The sequence below is a fragment of the Paenibacillus lemnae genome (genome assembly GCF_012933385.1).
GTDB lineage: Bacteria > Bacillota > Bacilli > Paenibacillales > Paenibacillaceae > Paenibacillus_AQ > Paenibacillus_AQ lemnae.
The window spans coordinates 63,545-80,273 of record NZ_JABBPN010000008.1; the positions used below are offsets into that span (position 1 = coordinate 63,545).

At 48.6% G+C, this 16,729-nt stretch carries 17 protein-coding genes; all 17 read left to right on the forward strand.

From position 1 onward, the window contains the following. Nucleotides 1-207: 207 nt before the first annotated feature. The 17 genes from rimP (at nt 208) to HII30_RS10585 (ending at nt 16,713) form a co-directional block, all read left to right on the forward strand. Nucleotides 208-669 carry a ribosome maturation factor RimP gene (gene rimP / locus HII30_RS10505; RefSeq protein WP_169504984.1) on the forward strand — a complete coding sequence of 154 codons (462 nt, stop codon included), beginning with the start codon at nt 208-210 and terminating at the stop codon, nt 667-669. A gap of 32 nt (nt 670-701) precedes the next feature. Then, nucleotides 702-1,799 carry a transcription termination factor NusA gene (gene nusA / locus HII30_RS10510; protein WP_169504985.1) on the forward strand — a complete coding sequence of 366 codons (1,098 nt, stop codon included), beginning with the start codon at nt 702-704 and terminating at the stop codon, nt 1,797-1,799. Between the two features lie 24 nt (nt 1,800-1,823). Continuing rightward, the gene (gene rnpM / locus HII30_RS10515) at nt 1,824-2,132 is read left to right on the forward strand and encodes an RNase P modulator RnpM (RefSeq protein ID WP_169504986.1); all 309 of its coding nucleotides are present in this window, start codon (nt 1,824-1,826) and stop codon (nt 2,130-2,132) included. Beyond that, a complete protein-coding gene (locus HII30_RS10520) occupies nt 2,125-2,451 on the forward strand; it encodes a L7Ae/L30e/S12e/Gadd45 family ribosomal protein (RefSeq protein ID WP_211184532.1) in 327 nt (108 codons plus the stop codon). Before rnpM ends, HII30_RS10520 begins: the two co-directional genes overlap by 8 nt. Then, nucleotides 2,444-5,071, forward strand: a complete 2,628-nt coding sequence (gene infB / locus HII30_RS10525; protein ID WP_169504988.1) for a translation initiation factor IF-2 — start codon at nt 2,444-2,446, stop codon at nt 5,069-5,071. The genes HII30_RS10520 and infB overlap by 8 nt, the downstream gene beginning before the upstream one ends. 20 nt (nt 5,072-5,091) lie before the next feature. Beyond that, on the forward strand, nt 5,092-5,445 hold the full coding sequence (gene rbfA, locus HII30_RS10530) for a 30S ribosome-binding factor RbfA (RefSeq protein WP_169504989.1): 354 nt from the start codon (nt 5,092-5,094) through the stop codon (nt 5,443-5,445). A gap of 28 nt (nt 5,446-5,473) precedes the next feature. Beyond that, complete coding sequence (locus HII30_RS10535) at nt 5,474-6,451, forward strand: DHH family phosphoesterase (protein ID WP_169504990.1); 978 nt, start codon at nt 5,474-5,476, stop codon at nt 6,449-6,451. Beyond that, nucleotides 6,448-7,359 carry a tRNA pseudouridine(55) synthase TruB gene (gene truB, locus HII30_RS10540; RefSeq protein WP_169504991.1) on the forward strand — a complete coding sequence of 304 codons (912 nt, stop codon included), beginning with the start codon at nt 6,448-6,450 and terminating at the stop codon, nt 7,357-7,359. The genes HII30_RS10535 and truB overlap by 4 nt, the downstream gene beginning before the upstream one ends. Nucleotides 7,360-7,401: 42 nt before the next feature. Continuing rightward, nucleotides 7,402-8,349, forward strand: coding sequence for a bifunctional riboflavin kinase/FAD synthetase (locus HII30_RS10545; RefSeq protein ID WP_169504992.1), 948 nt, complete (start codon nt 7,402-7,404; stop codon nt 8,347-8,349). A 164-nt stretch (nt 8,350-8,513) separates the two neighbouring features. Further along, entirely contained in the window at nt 8,514-8,783 is a 270-nt protein-coding gene (gene rpsO / locus HII30_RS10550) for a 30S ribosomal protein S15 (protein WP_169504993.1), read from the forward strand. Nucleotides 8,784-8,944: 161 nt separating this feature from the next. Continuing rightward, the gene (pnp, locus tag HII30_RS10555; protein WP_169504994.1) at nt 8,945-11,038 is read left to right on the forward strand and encodes a polyribonucleotide nucleotidyltransferase; all 2,094 of its coding nucleotides are present in this window, start codon (nt 8,945-8,947) and stop codon (nt 11,036-11,038) included. A 168-nt stretch (nt 11,039-11,206) separates the two neighbouring features. Further along, nucleotides 11,207-12,190, forward strand: coding sequence for a polysaccharide deacetylase family protein (locus tag HII30_RS10560; protein ID WP_169504995.1), 984 nt, complete (start codon nt 11,207-11,209; stop codon nt 12,188-12,190). 79 nt (nt 12,191-12,269) lie between these two features. Beyond that, the gene (locus HII30_RS10565) at nt 12,270-13,550 is read left to right on the forward strand and encodes an insulinase family protein (RefSeq protein WP_169504996.1); all 1,281 of its coding nucleotides are present in this window, start codon (nt 12,270-12,272) and stop codon (nt 13,548-13,550) included. Continuing rightward, the gene (dut, locus tag HII30_RS10570) at nt 13,513-13,959 is read left to right on the forward strand and encodes a dUTP diphosphatase (protein ID WP_211184533.1); all 447 of its coding nucleotides are present in this window, start codon (nt 13,513-13,515) and stop codon (nt 13,957-13,959) included. The genes HII30_RS10565 and dut overlap by 38 nt, the downstream gene beginning before the upstream one ends. Before the next feature lie 161 nt (nt 13,960-14,120). Continuing rightward, nucleotides 14,121-15,017: a dipicolinate synthase subunit DpsA gene (dpsA, locus tag HII30_RS10575; protein WP_169504998.1), complete on the forward strand. Its 897-nt coding sequence runs from the start codon at nt 14,121-14,123 to the stop codon at nt 15,015-15,017. After that, nucleotides 15,018-15,614, forward strand: coding sequence for a dipicolinate synthase subunit B (locus HII30_RS10580; RefSeq protein ID WP_169504999.1), 597 nt, complete (start codon nt 15,018-15,020; stop codon nt 15,612-15,614). Nucleotides 15,615-15,666: 52 nt separating this feature from the next. Further along, complete coding sequence (locus tag HII30_RS10585; protein WP_169505000.1) at nt 15,667-16,713, forward strand: aspartate-semialdehyde dehydrogenase; 1,047 nt, start codon at nt 15,667-15,669, stop codon at nt 16,711-16,713. Nucleotides 16,714-16,729 lie beyond the last annotated feature (16 nt).

The window sequence follows — 16,729 nt, forward strand, 5'->3', positions numbered from 1 at the left end:
CTAATTTATGGCGCAGATGTCCGATACGAATGCACGCTGCGGAGTTGCAGAGCGTGATGGCAGTCAAGGACTCATACTTGTCACTATTGGCAGACTATGTTATAATTTTTTTGGTAATCATGGAGATAAAACCGTTGTGTAAAGAGTGGGGCAACCCACTCTTTACTCTTTGGTATATAGGAAATGAAGTGTTGGAGGTTATGTTCTTTGAGCACATCGAAGATTAAAAGTACCGTAGAAGAGATGGTGCAGCCGTATTTGGAAGAACGCGGCTTTGAGCTGGTAGATGTGGAATACGTAAAAGAAGGAAGCAATTGGTTTTTACGTGTATTTGTAGACAAGGACGGCGGCATTGACATTGATGACTGCGGCTTGATCAGCGAATACCTGAGCCAGAAGCTGGATCAGAATGATCCGGTTCCGACCGCTTACTTTTTAGAAGTATCCTCTCCCGGTGCAGAGCGTCCGCTGAAGAAGCAGGAAGACGTGGCGAAAGCCGTTGGCAAGGATGTTTTTGTAACGGTATATGAAGCACTGGACGGAACGAAAGAATTTGAAGGTAAACTTCTTTCTTTTGACAATGAGGAACTTGTGATTCAGACCGGCAAGAAAACGCACGTCGTTCCATACGGTAGAGTTGCCAGTGCCAGACTGGCCATCATTTTTTAAACGGTATTTATGAAAGGGGGAACCGATTTTCAATGAGTATGGATTTTATTGAAGCAATGAACGAGTTGGAGAGAGATAAAGGGATCAGCAAGGATGTGCTGTTTGAAGCGATTGAGGCCGCGCTGATTTCGAGCTATAAGCGGAACTTCAACACCGCTCAAAATGTACGGGTCGATATGAACCGGAATACAGGTGTGATCAAGGTATATGCCCGTAAGCTCGTAGTAGAAGAGGTGTTGGATCCACGCACTGAAATTTCGATTCCGGCTGCCCGGGAAATCAACCCGCATTTTCAGGTTGAAGATGTAGCTGAAATTGAAGTGACACCTAGAGATTTCGGACGGATTGCAGCACAGACTGCCAAACAGGTCGTAACCCAACGTATCCGTGAAGCGGAGCGAGGTTTGATCTATAGTGCATTTATCGATAAAGAAGATGATATTGTAACCGGCACGCTGCAGCGTCAGGATATGCGTAACATCTATATCGACCTTGGCAAAATCGAAGCAGCCCTGCCGCTGACAGAACTGATGCCTAACGAGAAATTCAAGCACGGTGATCGGATCAAGGCTTACATCACAAAAGTCGAGAACACCACCAAAGGTCCTCAAATTATTCTCTCCCGTACACATCCAGGACTGTTGAAACGTTTGTTTGAACTGGAAGTTCCCGAGATATTTGACGGCGTCGTTGAAATTCGTTCGGTTGCACGTGAAGCAGGTTTCCGCTCGAAGATTGCGGTGTATTCACGCAATGAAGAGGTAGATCCGGTGGGATCATGTGTCGGTCCCAAAGGGATGCGCGTCCAAACTATCGTTAACGAGCTGCGCGGTGAGAAAATTGACATCGTCCGTTACTCGGAGCAGGTGGAGGAGTATGTTGCAAACGCACTGAGCCCTTCCAAGGTTCTGGAGGTACAGGTGTTTGAAGACGAGAAGATGGCCCGTGTCATTGTGCCTGATTATCAGCTTTCTTTGGCAATCGGGATCAAAGGTCAGAATGCCCGTCTTGCAGCCAAGCTGACAGGTTGGAAAATCGATATTAAGAGTGAAAGCCAGGCGGAACAGGAATACGGCAGACCCAAAACCCTGACAGGTGAAATGCATCAGGATTCCGTCTCCGTCGACTAAGTCAAACTGACGGGGGTGCTGGTAGTGAAACAAAGAAAAATACCGCTTCGAAAATGCGTGGCATGTCAGGAAATGATGTCCAAAAAGCAGCTTATCCGTGTTGTGAAAACACCCGAAGATACAGTGCTTATTGACCTGACAGGCAAGAAGTCAGGCAGGGGCGCTTATTTGTGTGGAAAGCTGTCTTGCTTCAAACTGGCACAGAAAAACAAAGCGCTGGACCGTGCATTGAAAGCTCCTGTCCATTCCGAAATCTATGGGCAGCTGGCTCAGGATTTTGTCCAGGTGGAAGAGGAATTTCTTGCGGCGAAGGATCGGGAATCGGATGAATAATAAGCTGCTTTCCAATTTAGGTCTTGCTATGCGCGCAGGCAAAGTGGTTACCGGCGATGAGATCGTACTCAAAGCCGTCCGGTCAACTGAAGCAAAAATGGTCATTCTGGCGGGTGACGCCTCAGATAATACAAAAAAGAAGTTCCGCGATAAATGCGGTTCTTACAAAATCCCTCTGGTAATCGGATTTGACCGGGAAAGACTGGGCACAAGCGTAGGTAAACCCGAGCGGGTTGTGCTGGCCATTACGGATCAAGGATTCGCAGAAATGATCTCTAAGAAATTGGAGACAATGTCGGAGGTGGAGTATATTGAGTAAACAGGAAAACAAGGACAATAAACTTCGTGTATATGAGTACGCCAAATCGCTCAATATGAGCAGTAAAGAGATTATAACCATTCTTAAGCGTTTGAACGTTCCGGTTAATAATCACATGAGTGTAATGGAGAACGACACCGTATCGAAAGTAGAGCAGTTTTTCAAAGATATTAAATCGAATGCTGCTTCAAAGAGAGACGGTTCCGAAACTTCCCGCGGTGAGCAGCGCAAGCCCGCATCTGTATCAGATAATGGTTCTGCACAGGCAGTGAAATCACAAGCGGAAGCATCAGGCAATACAAACGACGGCAGCCGGAATGGGCATGGCGGCAGCCGCAGTCAAGGTCAAAGAGATTCAGTTCAAACCCAGGAGCAGGGCCAGCCCAAAAAACAACAGGAAAAGCAGGTAGGTATGAATAGTAGAAATCAACAAACCCAAAACCAGACTTCCGGTTCCCAGCAGCGTTCAAGCGGCGGGCAGGATAACCGCAGAAGCAGTAATTCATCGACAACTCAGGGAAGCTCGAACAACAATCGAAACAGAACTCCTCAAAGCTCAGGTCAGCAGGGGGCCAGCCGTCCGCAGCAAAATTCCGGACAGCAATCGAACAACCGCGGTCCTCAGGGAGCAGGTACGCAAAGTGGTCGTTCCGACAGCCAGCAGCGTACCGGCGGCGGGTTCAACTCCGGCAGCAATAACAACAGCGGTGGACGCGGCGGAAATCGCAGTGGAGGCGGCGGCAACAACAATCGCCCGGGCTTCAAGAATTCTAACGACAATCGTCAGGGCGGGTACCGCAACAACCGCGGCGGAAAGAACAACCGCGGACGTAATCAGAACCAGCCTCCGCGCGAGAAAATCGACAACACGCCGAAGAAAATTATCGTCCGTGGTAATATGACGGTCGGTGAAACGGCAAAACTGCTCCATAAGGATGCTTCTGAAGTGATCAAGAAGCTGATTTTCCTCGGTGTGATGGCTACCATCAATCAGGAGCTTGATATCGACACCATCCTCCTTCTGTCCGGTGAATTCGGCGTTGAAGTTGAAGTGAAGATTCCGGTGGAGGAAGATCGCTTCGAAACATTGGAAGAAACGGATGAAGAGGCAGATTTGAAAGAACGTCCTCCTGTCGTAACTATTATGGGTCACGTTGACCATGGTAAAACGACGCTGCTTGATGCCATTCGTTCTACGAATGTAACTGGCGCTGAAGCAGGCGGCATTACACAGCATATCGGAGCGTACCAGGCAGAGATCAACAACAAAAAAATCACGTTCCTCGATACACCGGGTCACGAAGCCTTTACAGCTATGCGTGCACGTGGTGCGCAGGTAACAGATATGACGATTATCGTAGTCGCAGCGGATGACGGTGTTATGCCGCAGACCGTTGAGGCTATCAATCACGCCAAGGCAGCTGGCCTGCCAATCATCGTAGCTGTGAACAAGATCGACAAACCGGACGCGAATCCGGATAAAGTAAAGCAGGAATTGACCGAGTATGAGCTTGTTCCTGAGGAATGGGGCGGCGATACGATCTTTGTGAATGTTTCGGCGAAACAGCGCATGGGTCTTGAAGATCTGCTCGAAATGATCCTGCTTGTGGCTGAAGTGAATGAGTACAAGGCTAACCCGGATAAGCGGGCTCGCGGTACCGTAATTGAAGCCGAACTGGATAAAGGCAGAGGTCCTGTTGCCCGTATTCTGGTACAGCACGGAACACTGAAGGTTGGAGACGCATTTGTGGCAGGTAACTGCTTCGGACGTATCCGTGCCATGGTTAATGATAAAGGTCGCCGTTTAAAGGAAGCCGGTCCTTCTACACCTGTAGAAATCACAGGCTTGACCGAAGTTCCTGGTGCCGGCGATCCATTCCTGGTGTTTGAGGACGAGCGTAAAGCCCGCTCTATCGCTGACAGACGTGCGATTACACAGCGTCAGTCTGAGTTGAACTACGGAACTCGTGTCACCCTTGATGATCTGTTTCAACATATCAAAGACGGTGAAATGAAAGACCTGAATGTTATTATCAAAGGTGATGTGCAGGGCTCTGTCGAAGCACTTAAAGGCTCATTGAACAAGATTGAAGTGGAAGGCGTTCGCGTTAAGATTTTACACAGCGGTGCAGGAGCCATTACCGAGTCCGATATTATTTTGGCAGCGGCTTCCAATGCAATTGTGATTGGATTTAACGTTCGACCTGATACCCAGGCTAAACAAACGGCAGACCAGGAAAAAGTTGATATTCGTCTGCATCGTGTCATTTACAATGTAATTGAGGAAATTGAACAGGCTATGAAGGGGATGCTGGATCCTGAATATAAGGAAACCGTCATCGGTCATGCAGAAGTGCGTAATACGTTTAAAGTCAGCAAGGTCGGCACAATCGCAGGCTGTATGGTAACTTCAGGTAAAATTTCCCGAAATGCAGAAATGCGCCTGATTCGAGACGGCATTGTTGTTCATGAAGGCAAGATTGATTCCCTCAAACGTTTCAAGGATGATGCTAAAGATGTCGCACAGGGTTATGAATGCGGGATTACTTTGGCAAGCTATAGTGACGTCAAAGAAGGAGACGTTATCGAAGCCTTTATCATGGAAACAGTGGAGCGCTAAGGTAAAGAGGTGAATTAGACATGGCTAAAATTCGTACAGGACGGGTTGGAGAGCAGATCAAGAAAGAGCTGAGCCAGCTTATCCAGACCGAAATGAAAGACCCGAGAATCGGCTTCATTACCGTAACAGGTGTCGATGTAACCAGCGATTTGTCCCAGGCGAAAGTGTACCTCAGTGTGCTTGGTGACGATGAACAAAAAGCGGCTACCCTGAAAGGGCTGGAGAAAGCAAACGGTTTTCTCCGCTCGGAACTCGGGAAACGGGTCCGCCTCCGGCATGTGCCTGAGCTGTTGTTCAAGTTCGATGAATCCATCGAATACGGAAGCCGCATTGAGAAACTGCTGGGCGAAATCGGTGACCGGGAAGACAGTTAGATCAATTGTTTCATAAAGGAGAAGGCGAATGCTGACTTATGAACAGGAACTTCAGCAGGCAAAACAATTTTTGCTGGAGCATGATGATTATCTGATCGTGTCGCATGTTCAGCCCGATGGAGATGCAGTCAGTTCCACCCTCGCGGTGGGCTGGCTTCTCTCGCGTTTGGGCAAGAAATTCGTAATGATCAACGAAGGTGTGATCCCGAAACGGATGCAATTTCTTTGGCATGCAGACGAGCTGCTGGATATGTCGGTAAACCGGCCAAAACGTAAATTCGACAATATCATTTGTGTGGATTGCGCGGATTTTCAGCGTGTCGGCAGGACGCAGGAGCTGTTCTCGGAACAGTCACTCCTTTTGAATATCGACCATCATCCCACGAACGACCGGTATGGACATGTGAATGTTGTACTTCCGGAAGCAGCCGCTACCGCAGAAATTTTGTATGATCTGCTGAATTCGTTTGATGTCGAGTGGGACGCTGATATCGCTTCAGCTATTTATACAGGTCTGCTTACAGATACAGGCGGTTTCAGATATTCAAACACATCTTCGAAAGTTATGGGCATCGCTTCAGAGCTTCTATCACATGGAGTAAACGGACCTGACCTTGCCGAGTCGCTGCTAGAAGAAATGACCCTTCCTCAAATAAAGGTGCTCGTTCAGGCTTTAAACACGTTACAGATGACCGATGATGGCAGGATTGCCTGGGTCTTTGTTACTCCTGAACAAATGAGAGAAACGGGAGCCGTAAATGAAGATCTCGAAGGGATTGTAAATTATCCCCGTAATATTCAAGGTGTAGAAGTAGGTATTTTGTTTAAATCTCTGGAATCCGGGGCTGTCAAGGCAAGCTTTCGATCTGCAGGACATGTGGACGTGGCTGCCCTGGCCCAGTCATTTGGCGGCGGCGGACATGTCCGTGCGGCAGCGTGCCGAATCGAAGGGGATTTACAAAGTGTCATAACTCAGGTTGTAGAAGTGGTGAAAAAAGCATTATGACAGAATTTGATGGTATACTTCCAGTTGATAAACCAGCCGGATGGACCTCACACGATGTGGTGGCTAAAGTACGCGGTATATTAGGTATGAGACGAATTGGACACGCAGGTACGCTGGACCCTGAAGTCACAGGGGTACTTCCTCTTTGTCTGGGACGAGCGACGCGGGTTGTCGAATATATGCAGGAGCTTCCCAAAGAATATCATGCGGTGCTTCGTCTCGGATTCTCAAGCGACACAGAGGATATTACAGGGACAGTGACTGAGCGGGTGGATGAAGTCCATGTATCCCGTGAGGAAGCAGAAGAGGCACTGGTTTCTTTCCTAGGAGAGATTTCACAAGTCCCTCCGATGTATTCTGCTGTTAAAGTGGGAGGGAAGCGGCTTTATGAGCTTGCTCGCGAAGGAAAAACAGTGGAGCGCAAGAGCCGCAGTGTTACGATCTACGAGATCGAGATGACGGATTTTGTGCAGCGGGATCACGAGACGGACATTTCATTCCGGGTGCTGTGCTCCAAAGGAACCTATATACGCACTTTATGTGTCGATATCGGAAAAGCTCTGGGATATCCTGCAGTTATGGTGAAACTGGAGCGTACGCTTTCTGCAGGTATATCGGCATCACATTGTCTGAGTTTGGAACAGATATCCCGTCATATGGAGGATGGCACACTGGTTTCAGCGCTTGTCCCTCCAGATCAGGCGATTCAGCATCTTCCGTCACATACGGTGAGTGACGAGAAGAGAAGTGCGGCACTGCAGGGACAGCGGCTTTCATTCCGTGCTGTCCTGCCTCCGGTAGAACATCATGATGATCTAAGGCTGTACGATACAGAAAACCGGTTCCTTGGCATTTTTCGCAGGCAGGAAGAATCGGGCGCTATAATACCCGTCAAGGTGTTTAATTAGTGGCAGCCGATTTTATATAAGTGAATTGCAGGTGAAGAGCATATGGAAATCGTTTCGCTGTCTTTTCCTCTAACCGTAGAACAGATCTCCCGGCACGGACATGCGCAGACGGCAGCTATCGGTCAGTTTGACGGACTTCATCTGGGGCATGCCAGCGTGATTTCGACAGCTGTTGAAATATCGCGCAGGGAAGGCCATCCTGCTGCGGTCATGACGTTTTTTCCCCATCCTAAAGACGTGATGCGTAAGGGGAATTATGAAGGCTATCTGACTCCGCAGGAAGACAAGCAGAAACTGCTTGCTGATATGGGTGTCGATGTACTGTATGTAATGAATTTTAATGAGGAATTTTCCTTAGTCAGTCCGGAACAATTTATCTCCGAGGTACTGAAGCCCCTGCAGCTTCATACCATTGTGGTAGGATTTGATTTTCGCTTCGGACATAAAGGGGCTGGACATGCCGATATGCTGCATGAGATGAGTGGAGGTATGATGGAGGTGGTCATCGTTCCCCCTCTTCTCGTGGATGGTGAGAAGGTAGGGAGTTCCCCCATCCGTACTGCACTGCAGGCCGGCAGGATGGATGAAGTCAACCGCTCTTTAGGGCGTCATTACCGCATTTCTGGAACAGTCATCCATGGTGAAAAGCGCGGCCGGCAAATTGGCTTCCCTACAGCGAACCTGGAGCTTAAGGCACCTTATGTAACACCTGCTCAAGGGGTCTATGCTGTTAGAGCACACTGTTCCTCAGATGGCGTATGGCGTGAAGGTGTTATGAGTATCGGTCTCAAGCCTACTTTTCATGAAGGGATGGCCGAGCCGGTATACGAGGTGCATCTGCTTGATTTTGAAGGCGATCTGTATGGTCAGGTCATGACTGTAGATTTGATTGCTTTTATCCGAGGCCAGCTTAAATTCAATTCCATCAACGAATTGATTGATCGTATTTCTCAGGATGTGAATGAAACAAGGCAGCTATTTTTAGACTGAATTATTTTTTAATGATTTGTCCATGTTTCATTTTCTTTTTAAGGTAAACTATGCTATACTCTTTAAGGCTTCGGATTTCCGGACGCCTTTAACCTTGGCTTGGTTGCACGATCTCACCATCGGCAACGAGGCTAATGGCGATTATAATGAAGGAGGTGAACAGGATGGCATTAACTCAAGAACGTAAACAACAGCTGATTGACACGCACAAAACTCATGAGTCCGATACAGGATCACCAGAGGTGCAAATCGCTATCCTAACGGAGAATATTACGAGCCTGACTGACCACTTGCGTACGCACAAGAAAGATCATCATTCCCGTCGCGGATTGTTGAAAATGGTCGGCCAACGCCGTAAGTTGCTTGCATACCTGAAAAACAAGGATGTTAAACGTTACAGCGCTTTGATCGAGAAGCTTGGATTACGCCGCTAATAACGATAAGGTGTATCAAAAAAGCAGCCTGGTTGTCCACTGTCCTTCTTGGAACGACAGCGGCGCAGCCGGGCTCTTTTTTTAGAACATAAGTAATCAGGCAATACTGAAACATAGTGAATACCTGTTAAGTCAGGATAGCTCTTAGGAGGAGGGATTATATGGAACAACGTGTAGAAATGCAGCTGGGAGGAAGAACGCTCGTCCTGGAAACCGGCAGACTGGCCAAGCAGGCCAACGCAGCGGTCATGGTACGTTACGGTGAAACGGCAGTGCTATGTACCGTAACCGCGTCCAGTGCACCAAAGGATCTGGATTTTTTTCCATTGACCGTGAATTATGAAGAAAGACTATATGCGGTAGGGAAAATACCTGGAGGCTTCATTAAGCGGGAAGGACGTCCAAGTGAAAAGGCGATTCTGGCGAGCCGTCTGACAGACCGTCCGATTCGTCCTTTGTTTCCTGAAGGTTTCCGGAATGATGTGCAGGTGTTAAATCTGGTCATGAGTGTGGATCAGGACTGTGAGCCTGAGATTGCGGCAATGATCGGTACTTCAGCAGCACTCAGCATTTCGGATGTGCCGTTTAATGGACCTATCGGCGGTGTAGCTGTGGGACGGGTTAACGGAGAATTCGTCATAAACCCTACTATAGCTCAGCAGGAAGCCAGTGATCTTTATCTGGTCGTAGCAGGCACCAAAGATGCCATTATGATGGTAGAAGCTGAAGCGAACGAACTTCCGGAAGAGATCATGCTGGAAGCGATCATGTTCGGCCATGACGAGATCAAGAACATCGTCGCGACGATCCAAGAACTTACTGCTGCTGCAGGTAAAGAGAAGATGGCTGTTAAGCTTCATGCCGTCAACGAAACAGTAAACAGCGAAGTTCGCGAATTTGCTGCCCAGCGTCTGGTAGAAGCTGTCCGCATTGAAGAGAAGCATGCGCGCCAGGATGCCATCGATGCCATCAGTGACGAAGCATATACCGTGTTTGAAGAGAAATATATGGAAACACCGGAATTGCTGAAGGATGTCAAGGAAGTGCTGCATGATATCGTGAAAGAGGAAGTCAGACGCTTGATCACGCATGATAAAGTGCGTCCGGACGGCCGGGGACTCTCAGAAATCCGTCCAATCGAATGTGATACCAACCTGCTGCCTCGTACACATGGATCCGGTCTGTTTACACGTGGACAAACTCAGGCTCTCAGTGTTTGTACACTAGGCGCGCTGGGTGACGTTCAAATTCTGGATGGCATAAAGCTGGAAGAAACGAAGCGTTTCATGCATCATTACAATTTCCCTCCATTCAGTGTGGGTGAGGCTCGTCCTCTGCGCGCACCGGGACGCCGTGAAATAGGGCACGGGGCATTGGGTGAGCGTGCGTTGTCCAAGGTTATTCCCAATGAAGTAGAATTTCCATATACCATCCGACTGGTTTCCGAGGTTATCGAATCCAACGGATCGACATCTCAGGCGAGCATCTGTGCCAGTACACTGGCTATGATGGATGCGGGTGTACCAATTAAAGCACCTGTAGCTGGCGTGGCCATGGGTCTTATTAAAGATGGGGACCATGTTTCCATTTTGACGGATATCCAAGGCATGGAGGATCATCTTGGAGATATGGACTTCAAAGTTGCGGGAACACCTGACGGCGTTACAGCGATTCAGATGGACATCAAGATCGACGGGATCGACCGTGCGATTCTTCAGGAAGCTTTGGAGCAGGCGAAAGAAGGGCGGCTGCACATTCTTGGCAAGATGACAGAAGTCATCAAAACGCCGAGAGAAAACCTTTCCCAATACGCGCCGAAAATTATTACGATGCAGATCAATCCGGATAAAATTCGTGACGTTATCGGAGCCGGAGGCAAGATCATTAACAAAATCATCGAAGAAACCGGTGTGAAGATTGATATCGAGCAGGATGGACGCGTATTTGTTGCATCTACCAATGCCGAGATGAACAAGAAGGCACTGTCGATTATCGAAGGAATCGTACGTGAAGTAGCTGTAGGTGAAATTTATACCGGTACAGTAAAACGGATTGAAAAATTCGGTGCTTTCGTTGAAATTCTTCCGAATAAAGACGGTCTCGTTCATATTTCCCAACTCTCTACAGAACGTGTAGGCAAGGTGGAAGACGTGGTGGCTATTGGTGATGTGATTACGGTGAAAGTCACCGAAATCGATCAGCAGGGCCGGATTAACCTGTCACGCAAAGCAGTTTTGACCACGGAAAGCAAGTAATCCTCCTGACTGAGCATGACCCTGAAGTATGAAGGAAAGAGACAGATTCGTTCTGGCTCTTTTTTTTATACCTTTTAAGCTCGTCATCCATCTGCATGACTGTACATAATCGATGATCGTGTCTCATAAACTGGGACAAAGTGGATGGTAGAGTGGAGGGGGCGCGGCATGAAAGGCAGAAAAACGGCGCTGCTGTTAGCAGGAATCATGGCTGTATCAGGACTCGCAGCAGTTATGACAGGATCATGGGAATATGTAAGGCAGCTGCCTCACACTGGGTCATGGACTCATGCGGAACGGCAAACAGCTGCGGTCGATGTCCAGCTGCTGCAAGTGATCGAAGCAGAAGCTGAAAAGATGCGCATCGAACCTGTGGATGCAAGGGTCGATTCTGTATGGAAAGCGATCCCCGGATATAATGGCCGGGAAATACTCATCGAAGAAACATACAAGGTAGCATTGAAGAAGAAAGCGGGAGATCCGATCCCGTATGTTTATAAAGAAATTCCGGCGAAAATCACCCTGCAGGATTTGGGTTCTCACCCGATCTACCGGGGGAATCCGAACAAACCGATGGTGTCTTTGATGATCAATGTGGCTTGGGGCAACGAGTATATCAAGCCGATGCTGGATACGCTGGATGCGGAAAAGATCAAAACGACGTTTTTTCTGGATGGAAGCTGGCTGAGCAAAAACCGTGAACTTGCAATGGAAATCCTGAACAGAGGACATGAAGTGGAAAACCACGCTTATTCTCATCCCAATATGAGTCAATTAAGTGCAGCACGGGCAGAAGATGAGATTGCCAAAACTCAGAATCTGCTGAAGGAAAGTCTGGGAGTGAAGAACACCTGGTTTGCACCTCCCTCGGGGGACTTCAATCAGCGAACCGTTGACATTGCTTATGCACGGGGATTGAAGACAGTGCTGTGGACTCTGGACACGGTAGACTGGCGGCACCCTGCTCCAGAAGCGGTAGTACAGAAAATTACGTCTAAAGTGGAGCCTGGATTTTTGATTCTCATGCATCCTACGGATTCGTCCTCCAAAGCGTTGAAGGGGATGATTGACGGAATTCGAGCCAAAGGCCTGGAAATTGGAACGGTCAGCCAAACGCTGTCTCCTGAAAGGAAGCTGCCGACAGGAAGTTGAGCATCATAAGCAAGTTTGTTAAAATGAATGGATGGCAAAAACATTGTTATCGCAAAAATAGTGTGCAGGAGGGCCTAACGTGAAAAAAATTGAGCTGTCGAACGGCCTGAGAATCGTTATGGAACAAATCCCCACATGCCGCTCGGTTTCCTTCGGTATATGGGTCAAAACCGGCTCTCGGAACGAAACGCCGGATATAAACGGTATTACGCATTTTATTGAACATATGATGTTTAAGGGGACGTACCGCTTTGACGCGCGTGCCATTGCTGAGCAATTTGACGCTATAGGCGGCAATGTCAATGCCTTTACGTCCAAGGAATATACGTGCTATTACGCGAAGGTGCTGGACGAGCATCTGCCCATCGCTGTTGATGTACTGTCCGACATGTTCTTCAACTCCCGTCTGGATGCAGAAGAACTGGCGAAAGAGAAAAACGTGATTCTGGAAGAAATATCCATGTATGAAGACACACCGGATGACCTCGTTCATGACTTGATGTCACTGTCTGCGTACGGAGATCATCCTTTGGCCTACCCGATTTTAGGGAGCAAAGAGCGCCTGGAATCGATGGATCCCGAGACGCTGCGGACTTATATGAATCGCCATTACACTATTGACAATACGGTTATCGCGCTCGCGGGTAATATCGATGACAGTGTCATCGAGCTGCTGGAGCGTCATTTTGGCGCATTCCGCAACAGAGGTACCAGCGACACTCTGAGTGTGCCGTCTTTTCAGGACGGGTTGGTGTACCGAAAGAAAAAAACAGAGCAGAACCATATATGTCTGTCCTTTCCCGGCAGTTCCATTCACGATGAGCTGCAGTATGCGATGGTGCTGCTGAACAATGCAATAGGCGGCGGTATGAGCTCAAGGCTGTTTCAGGAAATCCGTGAAAAAAGAGGTCTGGCCTATTCGGTATATTCTTATCATAGTTCCCATGCCGACAGCGGAATGTTTACCATCTATGCAGGAACCGCACCCAAGCAGACGAAAGATGTATTGGAATTGACGAAAGAAATGATGGCAGATCTCGCGGTTAAAGGCATGACAGAAGAAGAGCTGTCCAAGGGCAAGGAGCAGTTAAAAGGCAGTCTGATTTTAAGTCTGGAGAGCACAGGAAGCCGGATGAACCGGCTGGGTAAGAATGAATTGATGCTGGGACGGCATTACAGTCTGGATGATATGATCCGCCGGATTGAGGGTGTCACGATGCATGATGTGAACCAGGTGCTGGACCGCATGTTTGTCGAGCCGTTCGCGCTTGCAATGGTAGGCTCAACAGACAAAGCACTAAACGGTATGAGGAGGGATGAGTTTGTTGCACTACGTTCAAATGAAACGGCTTCCCGGTAATGAAGACATTCAACTGCCGGTCAAAATGACGGAGCTTGCAGCAGGCTTTGATCTGCATGCCGCTGTAGAGGAGCCTGTGGTGCTGCAGCCGGGAGAACGAAGACTTATACCTGCGGGGTTTGCTATGGCTATGCCAGGCGGCTTGGAGGCCCAAATCCGGCCGCGCAGCGGACTGGCTTTCAAACACGGGATTACCTGTCTGAATACACCCGGCACGATCGATGCAGATTACCGCGGAGAGGTGAAAGTGCTGCTTGTCAATTTGGGACAGGAGCCGTTCAGCATTGAGCGGCATGAACGCATCGCCCAGATGGTATTTCAAACCGTTCCGCAGGTGGAGATTCAACAGGTGCAGGAGCTTTCCGATACAGTCAGAGGAGCCGGCGGTTTCGGACATACTGGCAAGTAGAATTGACTCAATCTAACAGCATATGCGTATTTAATAAGCAGCCGTTCCCGTATCCATACGAGGAACGGTTTTTTGCGTTTTGTGTTTCCGGGATACACCACTGATTGGGCCTCCGCATAAGATGCATATATAACTGCAATAGGAAAGGGGCGAGGCCTTGCATGCTGACAGGAGTCCGGACCGTCTTGATTGGCGGTGACGCGCGGCAGATCGAGGTGATCCGTAAGTTCGCCGAAATGGATGCCGCCGTTTTCATAGCGGGATTTGACAAACTGCAGGAGTCCTTTCAGGGAGTAACCCGGGAAACGCTGTCCACCGAGCTGCTGTCTGGGGCGGATGCCCTGATTTTGCCTGTGATCGGCTGCGATGAGGAAGGCCGGATCGGTGCCTTGTTCGCAGACGGTTCATTAAAGCTTGAGGAAGAGCATATTCAAGCGATGCCCAAGCATGGTGTGGTGTACACGGGGATGGCTAAAAGTTATCTCAAATCGTTATGCGCTAAATATGGCATCAAGCTGGTGGAGCTGCTGGAGAGGGACGATGTGGCGATCTACAATTCGATCCCAACGGCTGAAGGTGCTTTAATGATGGCGATACAGAATACCGATTTTACGATACACGGATCTACTTGTATGGTACTGGGTATGGGACGGACCGGTTTTACCATGGCCAGAAGTCTTCAGGGACTCGGCGCCCATATCAAAATGGGCGTTCGAAAAAGCGACCATTATGCACGGGCGGAAGAAATGGGCTGGACACCTTTTTTCATTAAGGATCTGGAAGCAGAAGTGTACGACATTCATCTGCTGTTCAATACCGTTCCATCTATGATTGTAACGGCACAGATTTTGTCCAAGATACCGCGGGAAGCGGTTATTATCGATTTGGCCTCAGCTCCGGGAGGCTGTGATTTTCGTTATGCGGAAAAAAGGGGGATTAAAGCGATGCTGGCACCTGGACTCCCGGGAATCGTTGCTCCAAAAACGGCAGGAATCATTATGGCCAATATGCTGGTGGAGCTGATATCAGAGGAAACCAAAAGTCGGGAGGATGCTTGAATGGACTGGAATGGAAAAACGGTCGGCTATGCCTTAACGGGTTCGCACTGCACACTGGAAGAAATCATGCCTCAGATTCAGCGCTTCAAAGATGGAGGGGCGAGCGTGGTTCCGATCGTGTCGAACACCATAATGACAACGGATACCAGGTTCGGTTCATCGGAAAATTGGCAGAAACAGTTGAAAGAAATAACGGGGAATGATATTATTTCTACAATTGTTGAGGCAGAACCACTGGGCCCTTCCAAGCTTCTGGATGTATTGGTTATTGCACCTTGTACTGGCAATTCCATCAGCAGACTTGCCAATGCCATGACAGACAGTCCGGTATTAATGGCAGCCAAAGCGCAGATGAGAAATGGCCGTCCGCTCGTGCTTGCCATCTCGACCAATGACGGTTTGGGATTAAATGCAGCCAATATCGCCAGATTGCTGATCACCAAAAATATTTACTTTGTACCTTTTGGACAGGATAACCCCCAGCAGAAACCGAATTCCCTCGTGGCCCGGATGGATCTGGTTCCGGAAACCTGCTATGCAGCGCTTGAAGGCCAGCAGATGCAGCCCATGATTATCGAACGGTTTCATTCAGCATAAAACATTGAATTAGATCACAAGTACGTTAAACCAAGAAGGGGAGACATATCAGATGAGCGAGCAAAAATTTAATGTGGCTGTTGTAGGAGCTACAGGAGCGGTAGGAGAACAAATTTTAAATCTGCTGGAGCAGCGGGATTTTCCCGTGGCAGAATTGAAACTCCTTTCTTCCGCACGTTCTGCCGGTAAAGTTCTTACATTTAAAGGCCAGGATGTCACAGTAGAAGAAGCAACCCCTGACAGCTTTGCAGGTGTGGATATTGCGCTGTTCAGCGCCGGCGGCGATGTGAGCAAGGAACTGGCACCGCATGCGGTTCGCCATGGTGCAGTTTGCATTGATAACACTAATGCTTTCCGCATGGATCCGGATAAGGTGCTGGTTGTTCCTGAAGTCAATGCTGAAAAGATTGACGAACATAACGGCATTATTGCCAATCCAAACTGTTCGACCATTCAAATGGTTGCTGCCTTGAAGCCGCTTTATGATGCATTCGGTATTTCCCGGATTATTGTTTCCACATACCAAGCGGTATCTGGTGCTGGGCATAAGGCCATTGAAGAAATGCTTCGCCAAAGCCGTGAGGTTCTGAACGGAAATGATGTTCAGCCTGATATTCTGCCGGTCGGCTCGCTGCCGGTAAAACATCAGATTGCATTCAATGCAATTCCCCAAATCGATAAATTTACGGAAAACGGATATACATTGGAAGAAATGAAAATGGTCCGTGAGACTAAAAAAATCATGGGCGACGAATCTATCGAAGTGTCAGCAACCTGTGTTCGCATCCCTGTCGTACATGGTCATTCCGAATCCGTCTATGTGGAATTCAAGAATGACTACGAGCTGGAAGAAGTTAAATCTCTTCTTGAGCAGGCACCAGGAATCACGCTGGTGGATGATCCTGCATCACAATCCTATCCGCTGGCCACGGATGCTGCCGGTAAACCGGATGTATTCGTTGGACGTTTGCGCCGCGACCTTACACACAACCGTGGCTTAAACTTGTGGATTGTATCGGATAATCTGATGAAGGGTGCGGCATGGAATGCTGTACAAATTGCAGAGATCATCGTTTCCAAAAAGAGCGGCCGGGTATAAACTCCGGCCGTTTCAG

Excerpts from the sequence above, each read along its gene's own strand:
- HII30_RS10520 (WP_211184532.1), top strand. The coding sequence starts at position 2,125 with ATGAATAATAAGCTGCTTTCCAATTTAGGTCTTGCTATGCGCGCAGGC.
- nusA (WP_169504985.1), top strand. The coding sequence starts at position 702 with ATGAGTATGGATTTTATTGAAGCAATGAACGAGTTGGAGAGAGATAAA.
- rpsO (WP_169504993.1), top strand. The coding sequence starts at position 8,514 with ATGGCATTAACTCAAGAACGTAAACAACAGCTGATTGACACGCACAAA.
- HII30_RS10560 (WP_169504995.1), top strand. The coding sequence starts at position 11,207 with ATGAAAGGCAGAAAAACGGCGCTGCTGTTAGCAGGAATCATGGCTGTA.
- HII30_RS10545 (WP_169504992.1), top strand. The coding sequence starts at position 7,402 with ATGGAAATCGTTTCGCTGTCTTTTCCTCTAACCGTAGAACAGATCTCC.
- pnp (WP_169504994.1), top strand. The coding sequence starts at position 8,945 with ATGGAACAACGTGTAGAAATGCAGCTGGGAGGAAGAACGCTCGTCCTG.
- dpsA (WP_169504998.1), top strand. The coding sequence starts at position 14,121 with ATGCTGACAGGAGTCCGGACCGTCTTGATTGGCGGTGACGCGCGGCAG.
- truB (WP_169504991.1), top strand. The coding sequence starts at position 6,448 with ATGACAGAATTTGATGGTATACTTCCAGTTGATAAACCAGCCGGATGG.
- HII30_RS10580 (WP_169504999.1), top strand. The coding sequence starts at position 15,018 with ATGGACTGGAATGGAAAAACGGTCGGCTATGCCTTAACGGGTTCGCAC.
- rbfA (WP_169504989.1), top strand. The coding sequence starts at position 5,092 with ATGGCTAAAATTCGTACAGGACGGGTTGGAGAGCAGATCAAGAAAGAG.
- HII30_RS10585 (WP_169505000.1), top strand. The coding sequence starts at position 15,667 with ATGAGCGAGCAAAAATTTAATGTGGCTGTTGTAGGAGCTACAGGAGCG.
- HII30_RS10535 (WP_169504990.1), top strand. The coding sequence starts at position 5,474 with ATGCTGACTTATGAACAGGAACTTCAGCAGGCAAAACAATTTTTGCTG.